This is a genomic window from Solimonas fluminis, assembly GCF_002930645.1.
Classification (GTDB): Bacteria; Pseudomonadota; Gammaproteobacteria; order Nevskiales; family Nevskiaceae; genus Solimonas_A; species Solimonas_A fluminis.
This window is the reverse complement of record NZ_PSNW01000005.1, coordinates 243,162-259,808: the sequence shown is the minus strand read 5'-3', so window position 1 is coordinate 259,808 and position 16,647 is coordinate 243,162. Positions and strand designations below refer to the sequence as shown.

Below are 16,647 nucleotides of genomic sequence, written 5' to 3'. Positions count from 1 at the left end.
AATCGCAACCAAGTACCCAGGTCACAGATACTTCTTGAACGTCGCCGCCGCGATGCACACCGCCACGCCGAGCAGTGCGGCGCTGGGCAGCAGGATCAGCAGCGGGTTCACGCTGACCGGCAGTGCCAGGTAAGTCACCCACGGCACCACGGCCAGCGGGATCAGGCTGGCCCTGGCGCGGTGATAGATGAACCCCGACTCGCGTCCCGCGCCGAAGCGGCGGATGTCCCGGCGCACCAGGCCGTCCACCAGCCCGACGAAGGCGGCCATCAGGAATAGCGGCAGGGTCAGGCACAGCACCAGCAGCCGCACGAGAAAGACCAGCGTCGTGTAGGCCGCCGCGATCAGGTAGCTCTCCACGTTCACGTAGACCAAGCCGATGTAGTAGCGGAAATCCTTGGTCGGGCGGTGGCTGCCGGCGCTGGCCTGCGCTGAGGCGTCGCGTATCCAGTCCAGCAGACCGCTTTTCACGAACAGCCAGTCGTAGCCCTGCTCGACCAGCCGGTGCGCCGTGCGCCCCGGCTCCTGCACGAGTGCGCTGCGCGTGAAATGCGTGGAGAGCTGATCCAGCTCATAGTGCAGCATGCCCTGCGCGTGGCGCCAGCCCTGATCGGGCCAGAAGAAGTGCATGCCGACGCACTCGATCAGGATGCACAGCAGCAGCGCGCCGCAGAGCACGCCGAAGAAGCGGAACGGCAGCGTGACCAGGCCGGCGATCAGGCCTTGCTGTAGTTGCTGCTGGCGTTGGGCCGCGACGGCCGGGTCGCTCATGCTTCGGCCTCTTCAGCGGCGGCCATCTGCTTGAAGTCGTCCAGCAGGTCGTCGGGCAGCGCCTTGTCCTGCAGGCCGGGGATGCCTTGGTTCTCCCACCAGTCTCCTGCCTCGACGTAGTGCTGCCGCATGTAGCCGGCCAGCTCCTGCAGATCCTTCGGCATGGCTTCGTCGGGATCGGGTGCCGGCAGCGGCATGCGGACTTTCCAGAGGTTGCCGCCCTCGATCAGCGCGAAGCATTGCCCCTTGGGCAGCGCCACCACATGCGCGGGCTCGATCAATGGCACGCTGGTCGTGCTGATGCGGTCCTGGGTGTTGGACGTGAACGCGGTATTGCCGTGCGGGTCGGAGCTGTCGGTGGCGCCGCTCATCAGTGCCGTGGCATAGACCTCGACCTTGGGCAGTTGCCGCGTCAGCAGCTCGGCGGTGGCGGTCTCGCGCACGCGCAGCATGAACAGGTTGTTGAAGTTGCCGACCACCTGACCGGCCTTGGCACGATTGCCGATGCGCGCCTCGATGTCGCTCAAGGTCTGCGTGTAGGCCGTCACCTGCACGCCGGCACCGCCGCCCTTGTTGACCATCGGAATGAACTCGTCGCCCATGAGTTCGTTGAATTCGTCGGCGTGGACGTTGATCGGAATCTTGGCGCCCGCCGCGGCGCCGGGCAGCCCGTCGTCGACGCCGAACTTGTAGATGTGGCCGGCGACCGAGACCAGATCGCTGAACATCGAGTTGCCCACCGCCGCCGCGACTTCGGCGTCGGACAGCGCATCCAGCCCCACGTAGACCACCGCGCGTTTGCGGATGACCTGCATCCAGTCGAAGATCGGTCGCGGGTCGGACAGGTCGGAATAGTTCGGTGCGAGCAGTTGCGCGATCTTGCCGGTGGTGAGCTTCTCCAGCAGCGGCAGCAGCGAAGCGACGATCTTGTCGAAGTACGTCCGGTCGTAGCGCACGGCGCTGCGCAGACCGTCGAGCACGGGGTCATAGACGCGCACTTGGGACAGGTACTGTTCGAGGGCCACCACGCGCTTCTCGCGCCCGATCATGTTGCGCGGGATGTTCTTGTCGTTCAGCTTGGCTTCGAGCTGGACGATGACCTCCCAGGCCTTCGGCTCGTTCTTGGCGAAGTAGTGCTGGGCGTACTCGATGAACAGCGCGTCGATGTTGATGACGTGGCGCTGGATCAGCAGGTAGTCCGGCCGCTGTCCCAGTTCCACCAGGGCGCGCGCGATGATGTTGACGAAGCGCCAGGCGAATTCGCGGAACGCGGCGCTGTTGCCTTCGCCGGAGAGCTGCCCGGCGATGCGCGTGGCCACCTCGGAGATCCGTCCGAACCGGCCCACGGCGTTGTAGCGCGCCGAGATGTCCGGCCAGCCCAGATGGAACACGTAGAACTCGCCTTCGCGCCCGGCGCGCTTGGCCTCGACGTACATGCGCTTCAACAGGTCCGCATCGCCCTTGGGGTCGAAGACGATCACTACCTCGTGCTCGCCGCGGACCTTGCGGCGGATGTCCTGGGTGATGAACAGCTCGGCCAGCCGCGTCTTGCCCACGCGCGTGGTGCCCAGCACCAGGGAGTGGCCGACGCGCTCGCCCAGCGGCAGCGTGACGTCGACCTCGTGCGGCTCGATGCCATGCAGGCGTGGCAGTCCGCCGACCGGCGGCAGCGGTCGCGCCGGGTTGAGCGGGCTGTCCCAGGCCAGCGCGCGCGCCAGTGTCGAGACGGGAAACGGCGCGAACTCAAGCCGCTCCTCCAGCCGCCGGGCGGCCCGGTAGATCGCCGTCGGCTCGACATAGCGGCGGAACCCCGGCCGGTAGGTCTGCATCAGCCGGTGCGTGTGCCGCTGCTCCCAGCGAAAGCCTCGGCCGACGAACAGCCGCTGTTGGCTCACCGGCACGTCGCGGCTGGTCATCACGTAGCGCGGCAGGCGGCGGATGTTGCGGCGATAGCGCAGGATCGCCCAGGCATCGCGCAGGCGAATCGCGCCGAAGATCAGGAAGGCCAGTGCCGAGCCCAGGCCGAGCAGCGGGTTCAGCGCGAGCGACCACGGTGCCACCAGGCACAGAATCGCGGCGCCGGTGCAGACCGCCACGGTATGAAGCTCCACCGCTGGCCGCAGCAGAACCTCGACCGCATGCGGTTGGGCCATTTGCGCACCTACTGCTCGACGCCGGTGGACGTGATGAGCACCGGGTAGTGGCGCAGGCCCAGGCGCTGGGCCAGGTCGTCGCCGGAGGCCGGCGAGAGGCTCAGGCCGGGAGCCAGGCTGCGCAGCGCCGTCAGCGCGGCCATCGACTCCACGTTGACCACCAGGCCCACGGCCTGCAGCTCGCGCAGCGCGGTCTGCCGCTGCCGCAGCCAGGCGCGCGAACGCTCGTCGTCGCCGATCAGGAACAGCGCCGTCAGGCCCGGCGCCCGGTTGACGCGGCGCTGCACCTCGCCCGGCGACAGTTGCGTCGAGCGCACCGGCAGCATGGCGGCTTCGACGTCGGCCGCATTGCCCACGCGAGGGGCCGGCATCGGGGCCGGCGGTGTGGCCTGATCCGGCTGAGGATTCAGCGACTGGTAGTACGGCAGCGCGGAGTCGCCGCCGCGGTCTTCGACGACGATCAGCGGCCCGGAGACGGTCTGGGCGAAGATGGTGGTCGTGGACAGCAGCCCGATGGCGGCGATGAGGACGGTGTGGTTCATGGCGTGGTGGCCTGGAGAGTTGGAACGGGAACGCCGGGGTCGAGTACGCGGGTCAGGTGCCGATGCACACTGCGCCGGTATCGCGCCGCGGGTGCCCCGCCGGCGGGCCGGTGGTAGCGGCCGATGGCAAGCAGCCAGTCCTCGCCCGGCGTGTGCTGTTCGCGCAGGATTTCCGCAGCGATGGCGAGGTTGCGGTACGGGTCCAGCAGCTCGCAGGGCTGCGTGTAGCGATGCGTGTGGTAGCCGAGATTGACCTGGCCGAGGCCGGCGTCGATGCGATTGGCCGGCGTGTGGGCGAGCGCACGGTGCAGCCCCGCGCAGGCCTCGACGCGGGTGGCGTAGCGCTGTGGCGAGCCAGCGACGTTGAGCGTCCACGGCCAGGGGATCAGGCGCCCGCGCAGCATGGCGCCGCTCTCCTGCAAGGCCACCGCGTACAGCACGGCCGCCGGCACGTCTGCACGATGCGCCGCCAGTTGATAGGCCGGCGGCGGCACTTCCCGCGCCAGGGCGGCCAGCGCCCAGCCGACGGTGGTGAGCAGCAGCGCGGCGCTGGTGCAGCGGATGGCGACGCGGGACGGCCGGTGCTCCCGGCCCGGAGCACCTATTGCCGCTGCCATTGGCCGTTCACCTCGCGCACCACGGCCGGCAGATCGCCGGGCAGGCCGAGCGACAGCCAGCGTCCCGCATCGTGGTTGAGCGTGATGGTGCGGGCGCGCACCCTGGCCGGGTCGATGCCCGCCTGGGTGGCCCACTGCCGGATGCGCGCGTCGTCCTGACGGCTGCCGACCATGTAGAGATCGAAGGCCGTGCCGGCCGCCTGCAACTGCTGCACGCGCTGCGCGCACGGTGCGCAGTCGGCCTTGATGAAGACGGCTAGGCGCCCCGAGCCGGTGTTGCCGGCACCCTGCGCCTTGGCGCCGGGCAGGCTCACGCGCGGCTGGCCGGGAAACAGGCGCTGCCACGCCGCGTCGTAGGCCCGCTGGTAGGCCAGCGTCTTGCCGACGCGCCGGGCCTCGGCCTGCACCTGCAACTCCGCGTAGCGCCTGCGCTCCTCCTCGCTGCGGGCCTCGATGCCCAGCGCCGTGAGCGGATCGAGCTGGGGCGAATAGACCCCGAGCGGCCCCTGCATCAGTTGCCGGTAACGCGCCCACTCCTCGGGGTGAAGCCCCCACTCCCGCGCCTGCCTCTCGTCGAGCGCGGCATCAGCGCCCGGCTGCACCTGGGCGGGCACCATGCGCGAGTTCGTCACCGGGGCCGGCTGGGCGGATGCGCCGAAAGCGGCGAACAGAACGACAGCAACGAGCAACGACCGCAGGTTCATGGCGACCTCCTACGGCACCGCGACGCGCTGCGTCTGGCCGTTCACCTGAAACACGCCCGCCTGCGCCTCGATGGACTGCAGTTGCCAGCCGCCCTCGGCATCGCCCTCGCGCAGCAGCCGGGCGCCCGCGAGCGAGGCCGCGGCGGTGGAGGTGATCGACAGAAAGCGCTCGCCTCCCCGCAGCTCCACGCCGAGCACCCGGAACGGCGGCTCCGGCACCTTGGGCTTCGTCGCAACCGGAGCGCGCGGGCGAGCGGCGGATGCCACCTGCCGGGTCTTCTCCAGACGGGTCTCGATTCCGTTCACGCGCGCCTGCAGCGTCTGCAGGTCGATCGCCAAGGCCCTCGCCTCATCGGCCTCTTCAAGGCGCGTCATCCGCTCGTCCAGCGCCTGCCGCGCGGTGGCGAATTCGGGCTGGCTGACCGGCACCGGCCGGCGCTTGTCCGCATCGGCCTGTTGTTCGAGATCGGCCACGCGCAGGCCCAGCGCCTTGACCTGCGCATCCTGTGCGCTGCTCTGGGTCTGTTCGGCGAGCCGCGACAGGCCGACGCTGTTGATGAGTGCCACGGCACTGATGAGCAGCAGCCAGAAGGCTGCGGCGACCTTGAGCCAACGCGTGCGGGAATTGCGCTCGGATGGCGCTTGGGGAAAGGTCATGGCTGCATCTCCTCGGGCCGGTCTGCGTCCGGCACGGACGTGGCGGTGCCGGGCGGGTTGGCGGAAAGGAAGGCGGAAGCACCGTGCCGGCTGAAGCAGACCTGGCGGGTCAAGTCATCGACCGACAGCTCCCAGGCGGGGCCGGCAAGGGTCAGCAAGGCATCACGCAGCATCAGCGGACCCAGGCGCAGGTGTGCGGCGGGCAGCGGCAGCGCGTAGAGCGCGGCGGCCTCGGCCGCATCGCAGAGCCGATAGCCGGAGCGCAGCAACACATGGCGCATGGCATCGCCCACGCTGGCATCGAGCGTGGGCGGAATAGAGACCTCCACCGCCTGCTGCAAGAGATCACGCTGCGCAGGTTCCGGCACCAGCTCGACCAGCGTGTAGCGGCCGTAGCGGGCCACCGGAACGAAATCCGGCTCCGGCGCGACGGCGGTCGGCGATGCGGCCGGCACCGCTGGCGCAGACGGCGCGGCGGTCGTGGCGCAGCCGGCGGCCAACAGGCTGCCGGCAAGCAAGCCAGCGGCGAGGGCCAGGCGGTGAACAGCGCGGATGGATGGTTGCATGGAGGGCGCTTCCCTGGAACACGGAGCGCTCACCATCGCCGCCGCTTGGCCTGCGGGCAGCAAACAAAACGCACTGACGCCCGCCCGAATACATGGCGGGCGGCGCCATGGACTGTCTCATACGGCCAAGAAAAACGGCCCCGAAGGGCCGTGGAAAGAAGCCGGCGACCCCGAGGGGCCGCCGGCATGAGCACATGGATCAGACCGTGACAAGCTGCCGTGCCAGTGCCACCTCCACCGAGTCGCCGTCCTGGTTCAGGACATCGAGTCCGGACTCGGGCACGTCGCCCGACGTGCTCTGCGACACCATGATCTTCCGGGCCATCAACCCCAGGCAGGTCATCTGCGAGGAGTTGGCGTAGCCGAGGTAGATCACGCGCACCGGCTGCTTCTGGCCGATGCGCCATGAGCGCCGGGCGGCCTGCTGCAGCGAATACACGTTGTAGCCCGACTGGAGGAACACGATGGTCGGGAACTCCAGCAGGTCCAGGCCGGTTTTCACCAGCTCGGGATTGGTGATGAGCACGTCGATGCCACGGTCCAACTGCTCGGCGATCCAGTCTTCCCGGCGGGAGGCATCCACGCTCGCGCGCAGTACCGCCACCTTGAAGCCCTCCTGCTCCAGCAGCACCTTCAGGCGCGACGTGGTGTCGCGCGTGCCGGTGTAGACCGAATAGACCAGGGTCTTGCGACCTTCCGCCTTCTCCTGCTTGCAGATCTCGATCAGCTCGCGTTCCTTGGGCATCACCTCCAGCTCGTTGAACTGAGCCGGCACGAACGCCAAGGTGTTGCGTGTGCGCGGATGCACCACCGTTTCCGACCGGAAGCAGCAGTCCGGCCAGGCCAGCAGCACATTGAGGACTACACCGAGCAGCGTCGTGTCGCGCTTCGCCAGGGCCTGCTTCAGCTCCTGGGTCAGCCGACCCGCCAGATCGCGGTAGGCTGCGGCCTGCGCCGTGTCCATCGCGACTTCGCGGAACTCCTCGTCATAGGGCGGCAGCACATTGCCGCCGATGTCCTTCAACTTGAGGAAGACCGTGAACGGCAGAACGCAACGCAGCACGCCCTTCGGGCCGAAGCCCGGCGCCTTGACCGTGCGCACCGATACCTTGGTGCCCTTGGCCGTCTTGTGCGCCGTGCCGGTGCTCTCGGAGTAGATGTCCTTCAAGACACCGTGATCGCGCATGAACGCCATCGCGGCCGACGTCATGCTGCCACTCTTCGTCGGCCGGTAGCCGTCTTCGATCATCCGCCCGGGAAGGGCTCGGAACAGCAGGTGGAACAGGTCGTCGCCGTAGCCGCCCATCAGTGTGCCGGTGAGCAGCAGCGTCTTGCGCGCCTTGGCCGCCAACACTCCCATGGCCTGGCCCTGTGCGGAGCCGCCGTTCTTGTACTCGTGCGCCTCGTCGGCGATGAGCAGGTCGAACGTGCCTTGGGGAAGCTGCCGCTTGATGAACTCGGACGGCTGGTAGCCGCCTTCGCCCAAGCCGAACTCCATGTTGGCCATCGCGCGTTCCATCCGGTGGGCTTGCCGATCCGAGAAGACCAGCTCGCCGTTGCCATCCATCAGGTTGATGAACTCGTGGATGTTGTCCCCGAGCATCGACGCGAGGAAGGCGTCACCGAACTTCTGCATCAGCTTCTGCGCGGTGACTTCCCCGATGGTTGGAATACGCTTCAGTGCCTTGAGCACGGTCGAGGACTGGTCGCTGGCGGACAGGCCTCTGGGACGGATCAACGACCACAGCGGTGCACGGCAGTGGCTGCACTTGCGGCGGTACTCCTCGGCTTCCAGCTCGACCGGGTTGATCGGCTCGCCGTCGAGGTCGGTGATGACATGCCCGCAATCCGGGCAGGCGCCCACGTCGCCGTGTGGCGTGCGCCGCCGGGTGAAGACGGGCTTCCAGTGGAACCCCATCCGCATCCGTACGCGGCCCAGGACGAAGAACTCCTGGCCCTGGGCCGGCACGCCCAACTGCTCGCGCAGTTTCAGCAGCTTGACCAGCGTGTCCGGGCCATTGAGCACCCAGACCTTGGCACCGGCCACCGTCTCCTGGATCTCGCGCCGCCACTTGTAGACCAGATGCGGCGGAGACAGAACCAGGGTACGGCGGTAGCCTTCGGCGTTGAGCACGGCGGCGGTGGCAATACCCACCGTCGTCTTGCCGCAGCCCATCTCGCCATTGACGATCGCGGCGCGTTCGCCGCGATCGACCAACAGCTCGGTGACGGCGTGGACCACATCGGCTTGCGCCGGGAACAGCTTGCGCTTGAGCGCGGCGAGGATCAGTTGCCGATGCACCCGCACCTGGCCGGTGTAGACCGGTGGATTGGCGCGGTTGAGCGAGTCGAGCAGCTCGTCGCCGAACTCCGATACGAAGTCCTGCAGGCTGAGCGTGAGAGGTGAAGCGGCCGCTTCGAGCAGGTCGCCCTGCACAGCGGTTTCGGGAACGGTTTCGAGATCGAGGGACATGGTGATGCTCCAAGGAGATGGGGCATGCACCTCCCCCACGGGGCGGTGACATGCCCCTGGGTGGGAAGAAAGAAGCGGCGCGAGGCCGCTGGATGCGGTTCAGTATTCGCTGGGCAACAGCAGCGTGGTGACGCTGCGATCCCACTCGGTGATGATCCATAGCTTCAGGTCGCGCGTGACCTGGTAGGACGAGAACAGACGATCCTCGCCGGACTTCAGCGCGGCATCGTTCTGCCGCCGATCGCTGTCGTCCAGGTCGCCCCAATCGCCATGAAGATGGCGGCGCAGGTACGGCGTGGGGTTGAGCCGACCCTGTCGGACCAGCTCATCGACGCCGGCGGTCATGACCACCTGCCCGGGCGAAAAGCGTGCTTGTGACGCGAGGTTGAGGACTGCGAGTGCCATGGTGGTTTCTCCTTCTGGAAGAAGGGGCCACGGCACCCCCATCGGGGCGACGTGACCCCGGTGGGTGGATGAAAGCGACGGCGAACCGTCAGGGAAAAGCGATCAGCGGATGGTCAGCACTTCGCCCCACGTGGGCGAGCCCAGCGTCAAGTCCCATGCACGAATGACCGGCACGAACTTGTCGGTGAGGATGCGCGTCTCGGCCACGGAGCCGTCGTCGCGCTCGGTGTATTCCGTCTGGAGGGTCTTCTCCTTGTGGGTGTCGCCTTTGACGACAAGCACGCGACCGGTCCTGGACTTCACCACGCCGGAGATCGCGCCTGCGGCCAAGGCCAGGGCGAGATGCCAGTGCGACAAGGCCCGCGCGGGCGGACGCAGCGATTGCTGCGCGGCGCCCAGGTGAGTATCGAGCGCCGGCCAGAGTCCTTGCAGCCGGCCGACTTCATCGGCGAACTGCTCGGGCTCCATCGTCACGCGATAGAAGTGCTCCGGCTCGGCCGGGCTGGCAGGGACGGTGTACGGCAGGAACGGCCATTCGAGCGGCAGTTCCTCGGCTTCGGCGTCACCCTGTCCGATCTGCAGCAGCAGACCGCGCACGGCTTTGACCGACTCCGATGCCTGGTCGCGCTGGCGAACCCGGCGACCGAAGATCACCACCTGCTTGAACTGCGTTTCCACCGCACGGTAGATGCGCAGGTCGGCGAAGTGGCGCGTCAGCCATCCGACCAGCTCGGCGTCGAGCACGTAGGACGGCACGATGAAGATCAGCACGCCGCCGTACTGCAGCAGCGGCAGCGCACGCTGATAGAACAGCTTTTCCAGCCGCGCACGGCCCTGGCCCTGATAGCCGATGTTGCCGTTCACGTCCTTGCTCAGGTCGCCATACGGCGGGTTCAGCCACAGCAGCCCGAAGGACTGGCGCGAGATCAGCGTGTCCATCAGGTCACCGTGGATGCAGCGATCGACCAGTTTCCGTGCGTGGCGGGCACGCTCGGCGTCGTACTCGACGGCGAAGGCCTGGACCTGCTCGCGCCCGAGGGCGTGGGCGGCTTCGGCGATCGCCACGCCTTCGCCGGCGCAGGGATCGAGGATGGACATGGCGCCGGGAGACGGCGCCAGCGCGGACAAGGCCCGCTCCAGCGTCGGCTCGTCGGTGGGGAAGTAGCCGTTACGAATGAAATTGCGCGCCAGGCGCGGAAACATGAGTGCCATGGATTTCTCCTGGTGATGGATGAGGGAAGGCGGGCACGCGCGGCGCGCATGCCCGTGGGGATGGCTCACGCCACACGCCGAAGCGGTGCGTTCGCGGCCAGTTCGTACTGCGTAGCGCCGAGGGTGCCGTTGCGGATCAGCTCGCCCAACTCCTTCGTCAGCGCCGGGACATCGAGGGCCAGCCGATGGCCTTCCAGCGGCCCGAGGGCCAAGGGAAGACCGGTCAGCATCCGCTGTGTCTGCAACAGCTCCAGCACGGTGTCGCGCCAGTGGTCGAGCAGTGGCAGCGGGCAGGTGTCCTGCACCAGCGTCCACAGCCGGTCGAGCCGGTGAGCGGAATCCCTGGGCAGAAGCGCCAGCGCGCTGGCGTTGGCCTTGTCTGGCTTCACGCAGCGACGATCGAACAGCCACACGTTCGTCAGCGAACCGAACCGCGTTCGCCGGTAGGCGCGTGTGATGCGCTTTTCCAGGTTCTCGACGTTGCCGACGAAGACCGGGATGGATGCGCCCTGATCGGTGATGACGTGGAACTGGTCCAGCCCCTGTTCATCCCGGCTGAGGGTCAGGCGGGCGAGGAACTCCTGAACGGCGGTGTCGCGCGCCCAGATCGAGAGAAAGACGAGATTGCCCTGCTCGTCGCCGACGCAACCGTCGGCCATGAGGTCGGGGCATTCGTCGATGCGGTACAGCGGTTTCGCGGAAGAAGGTGCAGGCATGGTGATGTCCTCTTGGAAATGAAGGAGCAACCACAGCCCGCGGGGCAGTGCTCGCCCCGGTTGGGTGAAGGAAGATGCGTGCCGCTAGACAGCGCGCCCTGCGTGGAAGCGGTGAACCCGCTCGCGCCACTCGGGGCTTTGCACCGGCGCCATGTCGAGATAGCGCAGCGGGCACGAGTAGTAGTACGGATGCACGGACTCATCGAGTGACTTGTAGCCCCACTCAAAGCCCGCGCTTTCCAGCAGATGGCAGCCGACGTAGCAGACGGACTCACCGGCCGCGAGGCCCATGACGCCCGCCTGCTTGGCGGTGACGCGAACCACGGTCCACAGAACGTCGCCGTCCAGAGTGTGGTCGATGACTTCGCAGCAAGCGCGTTCGGACGCCTGCGGAGCGAGCAGCTCGCGGATCAACTGATCGCGTTTCTGACGAACGAAGGTCCAGCCCATGAGGGTCTCCTTGAAGAAAAGGCCGGAGCCCTCCCCGTCGGGGGAGAACCCCGGCGGGTGGCGGAATGCCGCGCGAGGCGGCGGATGGATCAGGCAGCTTTGAGATGCCAGTCCTGGGACAACGGAGCGAACTCGTAGCCCAGCTTGTCGAGACGGTCGCGCTGCTGACGCAGCACACGACGATCCACGGTCGCATCGAGCTTCACGGTCTCGCCCAGGGGCCACAAGGAGCCGAACAGCGCCGCGTCGTCTGCCTCGGCCGAGGCCGCAGCGGACACGGGAGCCGGTTCGCTGCCGAACGGCGTGGTATCGACCAGGGGATCGCGCGGACTGCGCGGCTTCGCCTTCGGCTTGGCCGGGGGCGATGCCGGCGCGGGCGCCTGCGCTTCCTCGTCGATCGGATCGACTTCCTGCGGACTCAGCCGGCGGGCTTCGTCACGGCTCAGGGCGTCGATGTTGGACAGCGTCATCCCGCCCAGATGGGCGCGGATCTCGATGACCATGCGGCCGTTGGCGTTGTACGTGGAGGGGCGAATCTCGACGATGACGAAATCACCGTCGTACTTGCCCTCGCGGTACTGATCGAGTTCGGCGTTCTTCACGACGAACTCGCCGATCGAGGTCGCCAGGCGGCCGACGTTGAAGTCGCCGTTCCTGCCGTGGATGGTCTTGATGGCCAGTTGGCCGGGAATGGTGATCATGAAGGTCTCCTGCGGACGAAGAGAAGACAAGGCCCCGGGGATGGGGCCTTGCGGATCAGAACGACTCGGCAACGGCCAATGCGGGGGCATCGGCAGCGTCGTCGGCAGCATCGGCGACGGGCCTGGAAGGCTCCGGTGCCGAGGCTTGCTGCGCGGCGGGCGCGTCGGACATCACAGGGACTTCCGGGTCGCGCTCGTCGGTCTCGGTCGGCTTGGGTTCGGCCTTGTAGACGAGCTTGCCGTCGACCTTGATCCAACTGACGAACAGCAGGCGGGCCTTGAGGCTCACCCCCTGCTCGCCGGCACGCTTGCCCTTGGAGTAGGTGAAGGTGTCGGTCCACAGGTCGCCCAGGCGGAAGCCGATCATCACCTTCTTCTCGGCGTCGACCGCCTGAATGCAGCGGCGCACCAGGTGCTGCGCTTCCGATCCCGATACGCGCGTGTCGAAACGCACGTACGAGACGTCATCGCTGGGACCGTTCAGGGCCGCGATGTCGCAGGCCAGGAACGCATCGCCTTTCTTGGGCTTCACTTCGCGGATGCGATTGAGATACCCGAGGCCGGTGATGTGCAGATCGAAGTAGGACTTGTCGGTGGAAGTGGTCATGGGGAATCTCCTGAGAACAATGAGGCGGAGACACACCCGACCCAGGCGGGGAAGGTGTGGAACCCCCGCGTGGGTTGAAGGAACAGCTTGGTGGCATCGCCATCGAGAACCGATGGCCGTTCGCGCATGGATGCCGGTGCGAACTGGGGTGATCTACACGGTCGGAACCGCGTCGCAGCCTTGAAGATCGTGGCTGCCTGGGCATGTCGCTGACGGACGTCAGCGGAACATGGCCGGAAGCGTCGCGCCGGGACGGCGCGCAGGCGAGCGGCAATCGGCACTCGCGGCTGTCCGCATTGCCGGGAAGAAAGAGGCCCCCGGAGCGGGGGCCAGGGATGGGCGGTCAGTTACCGCTGGGCGTGGGAGGAACCGCCTGCAGCGATAGGTGTGTCGCGGAGGCGGACACGTCGAGGTCGTCCTCGCTGCGCAGGATGCGCGCAAACACGCCCTCCTGCGGATCGAAGAACTCGCCGAAGTCGTCGCCACCGAACTCGGCGCGCGCCAGCTCCCACCAGTCATCGAAGGCATCGACATCCGGGTTGCAGCCAGCGGCATAGGCGATGGTCTTCTGGCGACCATCGGGTCGGCGCTCGCCGCACTCGGCCAGGAAGTACACGCCCTGATCCTTGACCAGGATGACGCGGCATTGATTCGCCACCGCTTCGGCGAGCACGGGCCGCAGCTCCGTGCCTTTGAATCGAACAGTCATGGGTGTGATCTCCAGGGGGCAGGAAAAGAGGCTTCCCGCCGCGAGGGCGGGAAGCTGCTGTGAGATCAGTGCCGGATAGCCTTACGACACGACAGGCACTGCACGCGGATGCGCCGCCAACTCCCGTCGTCGATCAGCCGTTCCAGCGTCTCGCCGAGGGTGTCGAAGAACACCTCATCGACCCGTTCGACCAGCTCGCCGTCGCGGTGCAGCTCCACCGCGTAGAGGTCGAGGCCACGCTCATACAGCACGGTGACGCGACCCTGGAACTTCGTCGTGGCGACGGTGAAGCCGATGGCCGGCGGCGTGCGGATGATGTCGGCGGGCAGCGGATCGACCCAGGTGATGTCCCGCGCGCCGGCATCCACCAGCATGTGGGTGACGCGCCGGAAACCGTCGGGAGCGGGCAACTGCTCCAGTTGGTCGACCAGTTCCTGCAGCTCGGGGCAGCGCGGCTCGGGGATCGGCAGCTTCGCCGGTGCGGACCCGAGCACGAACCGCTTCACCGTGTAGGGCTGGCCGTCGGCGGTGAACTCGGTCTGCTCCTCGGGCGTGTCCGCCCGCTGACCGTCGAAGCGGCGTCTGACATAGGGTTCGACCTGCACCTTGGCGCCCTCGTCGGGCACTTCGGTCACGAGCGTGCGATCGAGCACCGCGAACTCGGCTCGTCCCGTCTTGACGACGATGGCCTCGTCGGTGGTGGCGATGACCTTGCCCTCGAAAGGCTTCGGGTCGATGTGAAAGCCCAGCGTCGAAACCTTGGGCTGGCCGTCGAAGATGTTGAATTTGAACGAACGGACGTTGGAAGGCACATGACCGACAACGAGCGTCGGCATCTGTGCGCGGATGGCTTGGGTATCCATGGGGAGACTCCTTGTGGCAACCAAGGGACTCCCGCCCGCAAGGGAGGTCTGTCCCTTGAGGGTGAGGTGGATGGACGCGGGTGCGCCCGGAGAACGAAGCAACCAGCACGGCGAACCGCGCCGCAGTCTTGAAGGTCTCGACTGCCTGGGCATGCTGCCGGCAACGCCAGCGAACATGCGGCCAGCGTGCGGCACATGGCGGCGACCGTCCGTTGGGAATCGGCAATGCGCCGGCACCGCGTTCCGCGAAAAAGAAGAGCCCCGACGTGGGGGCTCGAATGGGTTGCGGGTTACTCGTCGTCGTAGAGCGTCAGCCCGTCCAGCACTGGCGCGTCGGCATCGAACACCAACATGCGAACGTCGGCGAGCGCAGCCAGGTGCAACACTTCCACGAGGGACTCCGGCACGCCCTTGGCCCGGTGCTCCTGCCGCAGCTCTTCGGCGGTGATGCCCTCGACATGCTGCAGGTTCGCATCCGTCCAGGGCGTGGCGATCAGCTTCACGCCGATCGCGGGGCTGTAGGGAATGCGGAAGGCCACGAACAGAAAACCGCTCGGCGTGGCGATGTCCGCCAGTTCGGCGAGGAAGCGACCGGCCTCCTCGGTGATGTGCGCCGAACTGATTTCCCAGGCACGGCTGTAGAACCCGGTCTCGAAGCGCAGGCGGAGTACCACCTCGCGCGCGGCTTCCTCGGAGTAGGTATCGCCGACGTGCAGCGGCTGGCCGGCTTCTTCTGCCATGACGGCGTAGACGAGGTTTCGGGCGATACCGTGGCTGGGGCACTGCGCGTCCAGCTCGGGCGGCACGTTCTGGCCCTCGGTGATCAGCGCGAAGTCGTCGCAGAAGACGCAGGCATGGCGCTCGACCTGGCTGTCCGGCAGGTGCGACTGCGAGACGTGCAGCGGCAGGTAGCTCAGCGGGCAGTCGTCGTCGTAGGAAATCGCCAGCAGCCGCTGCACGGACAGGCCATCGTAGCCGCGGGCGAAGGGATTGTTGGAATGGGACATGGGATTCCTCCAGCAGAGGATGGCCGAGGCAATCCCCTGCCGGGGATTGAACCCCAGCGAGTGGATGAAGTGGCAACCGGTCAGCCGGCCGCGGCGTCGGGCCGCCCTGGTGGCGGGCGGTGCAGGTCAGTGGAAGATGGTGATTCGGGACATGGCCGCTCCTGCGAAAAGAAGGAGGGACATGGCCCCGAACGAGGACGCATGTCCCTCGTGGGGTGGGATGAAAAGACGGTGGGTTGCCAGGCGCGGCTCACCAGCCGTTGTAGTGCAGCGTGAGGTCAGCGATGACCTGGCGCCGTTCCAGATCGAGGCCGCCGAAGTCGGACAGCCCCTCGAAGCCGCAACGCTTGAGCATCGCGCCGCCCTCGCGGGAGTTGTAGAAGCTCACCATCGCGGACAGGAACATGCGTTGACCGCTGCTCAGCACGCCCAGGGCGTCGTTGAGCATCAGCATGTTGGGCCGCAGGTCCCACTTGGTGGTGGCACGCTGCAGACCTTCGCGTGTGCCGTCGCCGAACCACTCGTGGCCGGCGATCTGCGCGCCGCGCTTCCAGGCCTCGAAGAAGGCCTGCGGTGCAGCGTCGAAGTGCGCCTGTTCCAGCGCCATCTGATCGAGCACGTCTTCGGGTAAAGACAGATTCATGAGAGAACTCCTTGAAGGGTGGGAATCAGGGGTGAGCGCGCTGTGTCCAGGCATGGGTATCCAGGGCGCGCTGTGCTGCGAGGTGGGTCGGGAAATACTCGACGGACTCCCGCGATACCGGTCCTTCGTCGTCTTGTGTGCCGATGTAGTGGCCGGCCGCGCTGCGCAGCACCTGTAGCGGCAAACGCTTGCCGGTCCAGGTCAGCGCCAGCGCACCACTGCGCACTGCGGTTGCAGAGGAAGATGCGGAAGGTTCAGACATGCCGTGCTCCTTGGTGGGTCGGGGAGCACGCATCCCGCAGGGGATGGGGTTCCCCTCGGGTGGTTGAGAAAAGTGCATCGTCGCCAGGCCGGCGAGCGTCCGCGGTGGGCGATGCGAAGCGGACTGGATCGGTCGACGCGGCGAACCGCGTTGCAGTCTTGAAGACCGAGACTGCCAGGGCATGCCGCTGACGACTGTCAGCAACGCATGGCGTGAGGATGGGCGCGAAGCATGGCTGCCGTCGCAGGGAAAACCGAATCGCGGACGGCCCGCTTTAGGGCAATGGCCCGCGTCACGGGACAAGGCAAAGACCAGGGCGCCGAAGGCCACACGGGCCTTCGGCTGAAGAGAATGGAAAACCACCTGTGGGCTGCGTCAGCGCAGGCCGTCGTCAAAGCCGTTCGCTGCGTCAGCAATCGCACCCGGCCCGTTTCGTGGCTGGGGCCGGAAACCTCTGGCGTGCATCCACACACAAAGGGAGCCCGATGTTTCGCCGGCGGGCACCGGCACGGAATACCCTCGGCCCAAGGGGCCTCCTCACGGCTCGCGCGGCGGCAAGGCGTCAGGAAGCCCCTCGTGACCGAGGCAA

At 67.3% G+C, this 16,647-nt stretch carries 19 protein-coding genes; all 19 read right to left on the bottom strand.

Going from position 1 to position 16,647, the window contains the following annotated elements; all coding sequences use genetic code 11:
• Positions 1 to 21: 21 nt before the first annotated feature.
• The gene (locus C3942_RS11385) at positions 22 to 771 is read right to left on the bottom strand and encodes a TIGR03747 family integrating conjugative element membrane protein (RefSeq protein ID WP_034050614.1); all 750 of its coding nucleotides are present in this window, start codon (positions 769 to 771) and stop codon (positions 22 to 24) included.
• Positions 768 to 2,924, bottom strand: coding sequence for a type IV conjugative transfer system coupling protein TraD (traD, locus tag C3942_RS11380; RefSeq protein ID WP_104230476.1), 2,157 nt, complete (start codon positions 2,922 to 2,924; stop codon positions 768 to 770). The genes C3942_RS11385 and traD overlap by 4 nt, the downstream gene beginning before the upstream one ends.
• An 8-nt stretch (positions 2,925 to 2,932) precedes the next feature.
• Positions 2,933 to 3,466: an integrating conjugative element protein gene (locus C3942_RS11375; protein WP_104230475.1), complete on the bottom strand. Its 534-nt coding sequence runs from the start codon at positions 3,464 to 3,466 to the stop codon at positions 2,933 to 2,935.
• Positions 3,463 to 4,083 (bottom strand): lysozyme family protein, encoded by a 621-nt coding sequence (locus tag C3942_RS11370; protein WP_013982131.1) that lies wholly within the window; start codon positions 4,081 to 4,083, stop codon positions 3,463 to 3,465. Before C3942_RS11370 ends, C3942_RS11375 begins: the two co-directional genes overlap by 4 nt.
• Positions 4,068 to 4,787: a TIGR03759 family integrating conjugative element protein gene (locus C3942_RS11365; RefSeq protein ID WP_104230474.1), complete on the bottom strand. Its 720-nt coding sequence runs from the start codon at positions 4,785 to 4,787 to the stop codon at positions 4,068 to 4,070. Before C3942_RS11365 ends, C3942_RS11370 begins: the two co-directional genes overlap by 16 nt.
• Before the next feature lie 9 nt (positions 4,788 to 4,796).
• Positions 4,797 to 5,444 carry a hypothetical protein gene (locus C3942_RS11360; protein WP_104230473.1) on the bottom strand — a complete coding sequence of 216 codons (648 nt, stop codon included), beginning with the start codon at positions 5,442 to 5,444 and terminating at the stop codon, positions 4,797 to 4,799.
• A complete protein-coding gene (pilL2, locus tag C3942_RS11355; protein ID WP_165797421.1) occupies positions 5,441 to 6,010 on the bottom strand; it encodes a PFGI-1 class ICE element type IV pilus protein PilL2 in 570 nt (189 codons plus the stop codon). Before pilL2 ends, C3942_RS11360 begins: the two co-directional genes overlap by 4 nt.
• Positions 6,011 to 6,209: 199 nt before the next feature.
• The gene (locus C3942_RS11350) at positions 6,210 to 8,483 is read right to left on the bottom strand and encodes a helicase-related protein (protein WP_165797420.1); all 2,274 of its coding nucleotides are present in this window, start codon (positions 8,481 to 8,483) and stop codon (positions 6,210 to 6,212) included.
• Positions 8,484 to 8,582: 99 nt separating this feature from the next.
• Positions 8,583 to 8,888: a hypothetical protein gene (locus C3942_RS11345; protein ID WP_024889622.1), complete on the bottom strand. Its 306-nt coding sequence runs from the start codon at positions 8,886 to 8,888 to the stop codon at positions 8,583 to 8,585.
• A gap of 102 nt (positions 8,889 to 8,990) precedes the next feature.
• A complete protein-coding gene (locus C3942_RS11340; protein WP_104230471.1) occupies positions 8,991 to 10,100 on the bottom strand; it encodes a DUF6094 domain-containing protein in 1,110 nt (369 codons plus the stop codon).
• A gap of 65 nt (positions 10,101 to 10,165) precedes the next feature.
• Positions 10,166 to 10,816, bottom strand: a complete 651-nt coding sequence (locus C3942_RS11335) for a hypothetical protein (protein ID WP_104230470.1) — start codon at positions 10,814 to 10,816, stop codon at positions 10,166 to 10,168.
• An 84-nt stretch (positions 10,817 to 10,900) separates the two neighbouring features.
• Positions 10,901 to 11,266, bottom strand: coding sequence for a hypothetical protein (locus C3942_RS11330; RefSeq protein ID WP_104230469.1), 366 nt, complete (start codon positions 11,264 to 11,266; stop codon positions 10,901 to 10,903).
• Between the two features lie 89 nt (positions 11,267 to 11,355).
• The gene (locus C3942_RS11325; RefSeq protein ID WP_104230468.1) at positions 11,356 to 11,967 is read right to left on the bottom strand and encodes a DUF3275 family protein; all 612 of its coding nucleotides are present in this window, start codon (positions 11,965 to 11,967) and stop codon (positions 11,356 to 11,358) included.
• 55 nt (positions 11,968 to 12,022) lie between these two features.
• Positions 12,023 to 12,574, bottom strand: coding sequence for an STY4534 family ICE replication protein (locus tag C3942_RS11320; RefSeq protein WP_104230467.1), 552 nt, complete (start codon positions 12,572 to 12,574; stop codon positions 12,023 to 12,025).
• A 343-nt stretch (positions 12,575 to 12,917) separates the two neighbouring features.
• A complete protein-coding gene (locus tag C3942_RS11315) occupies positions 12,918 to 13,283 on the bottom strand; it encodes a DUF3085 domain-containing protein (RefSeq protein WP_010792167.1) in 366 nt (121 codons plus the stop codon).
• 65 nt (positions 13,284 to 13,348) lie between these two features.
• Complete coding sequence (locus tag C3942_RS11310) at positions 13,349 to 14,146, bottom strand: hypothetical protein (protein ID WP_003141039.1); 798 nt, start codon at positions 14,144 to 14,146, stop codon at positions 13,349 to 13,351.
• 290 nt (positions 14,147 to 14,436) lie between these two features.
• On the bottom strand, positions 14,437 to 15,153 hold the full coding sequence (locus tag C3942_RS11305; RefSeq protein ID WP_104230466.1) for a DUF5983 family protein: 717 nt from the start codon (positions 15,151 to 15,153) through the stop codon (positions 14,437 to 14,439).
• Positions 15,154 to 15,403: 250 nt separating this feature from the next.
• Positions 15,404 to 15,796 carry a hypothetical protein gene (locus C3942_RS11300; protein ID WP_003141051.1) on the bottom strand — a complete coding sequence of 131 codons (393 nt, stop codon included), beginning with the start codon at positions 15,794 to 15,796 and terminating at the stop codon, positions 15,404 to 15,406.
• A 25-nt stretch (positions 15,797 to 15,821) separates the two neighbouring features.
• Entirely contained in the window at positions 15,822 to 16,058 is a 237-nt protein-coding gene (locus tag C3942_RS11295) for a hypothetical protein (protein WP_016446173.1), read from the bottom strand.
• Positions 16,059 to 16,647: the final 589 nt, after the last annotated feature.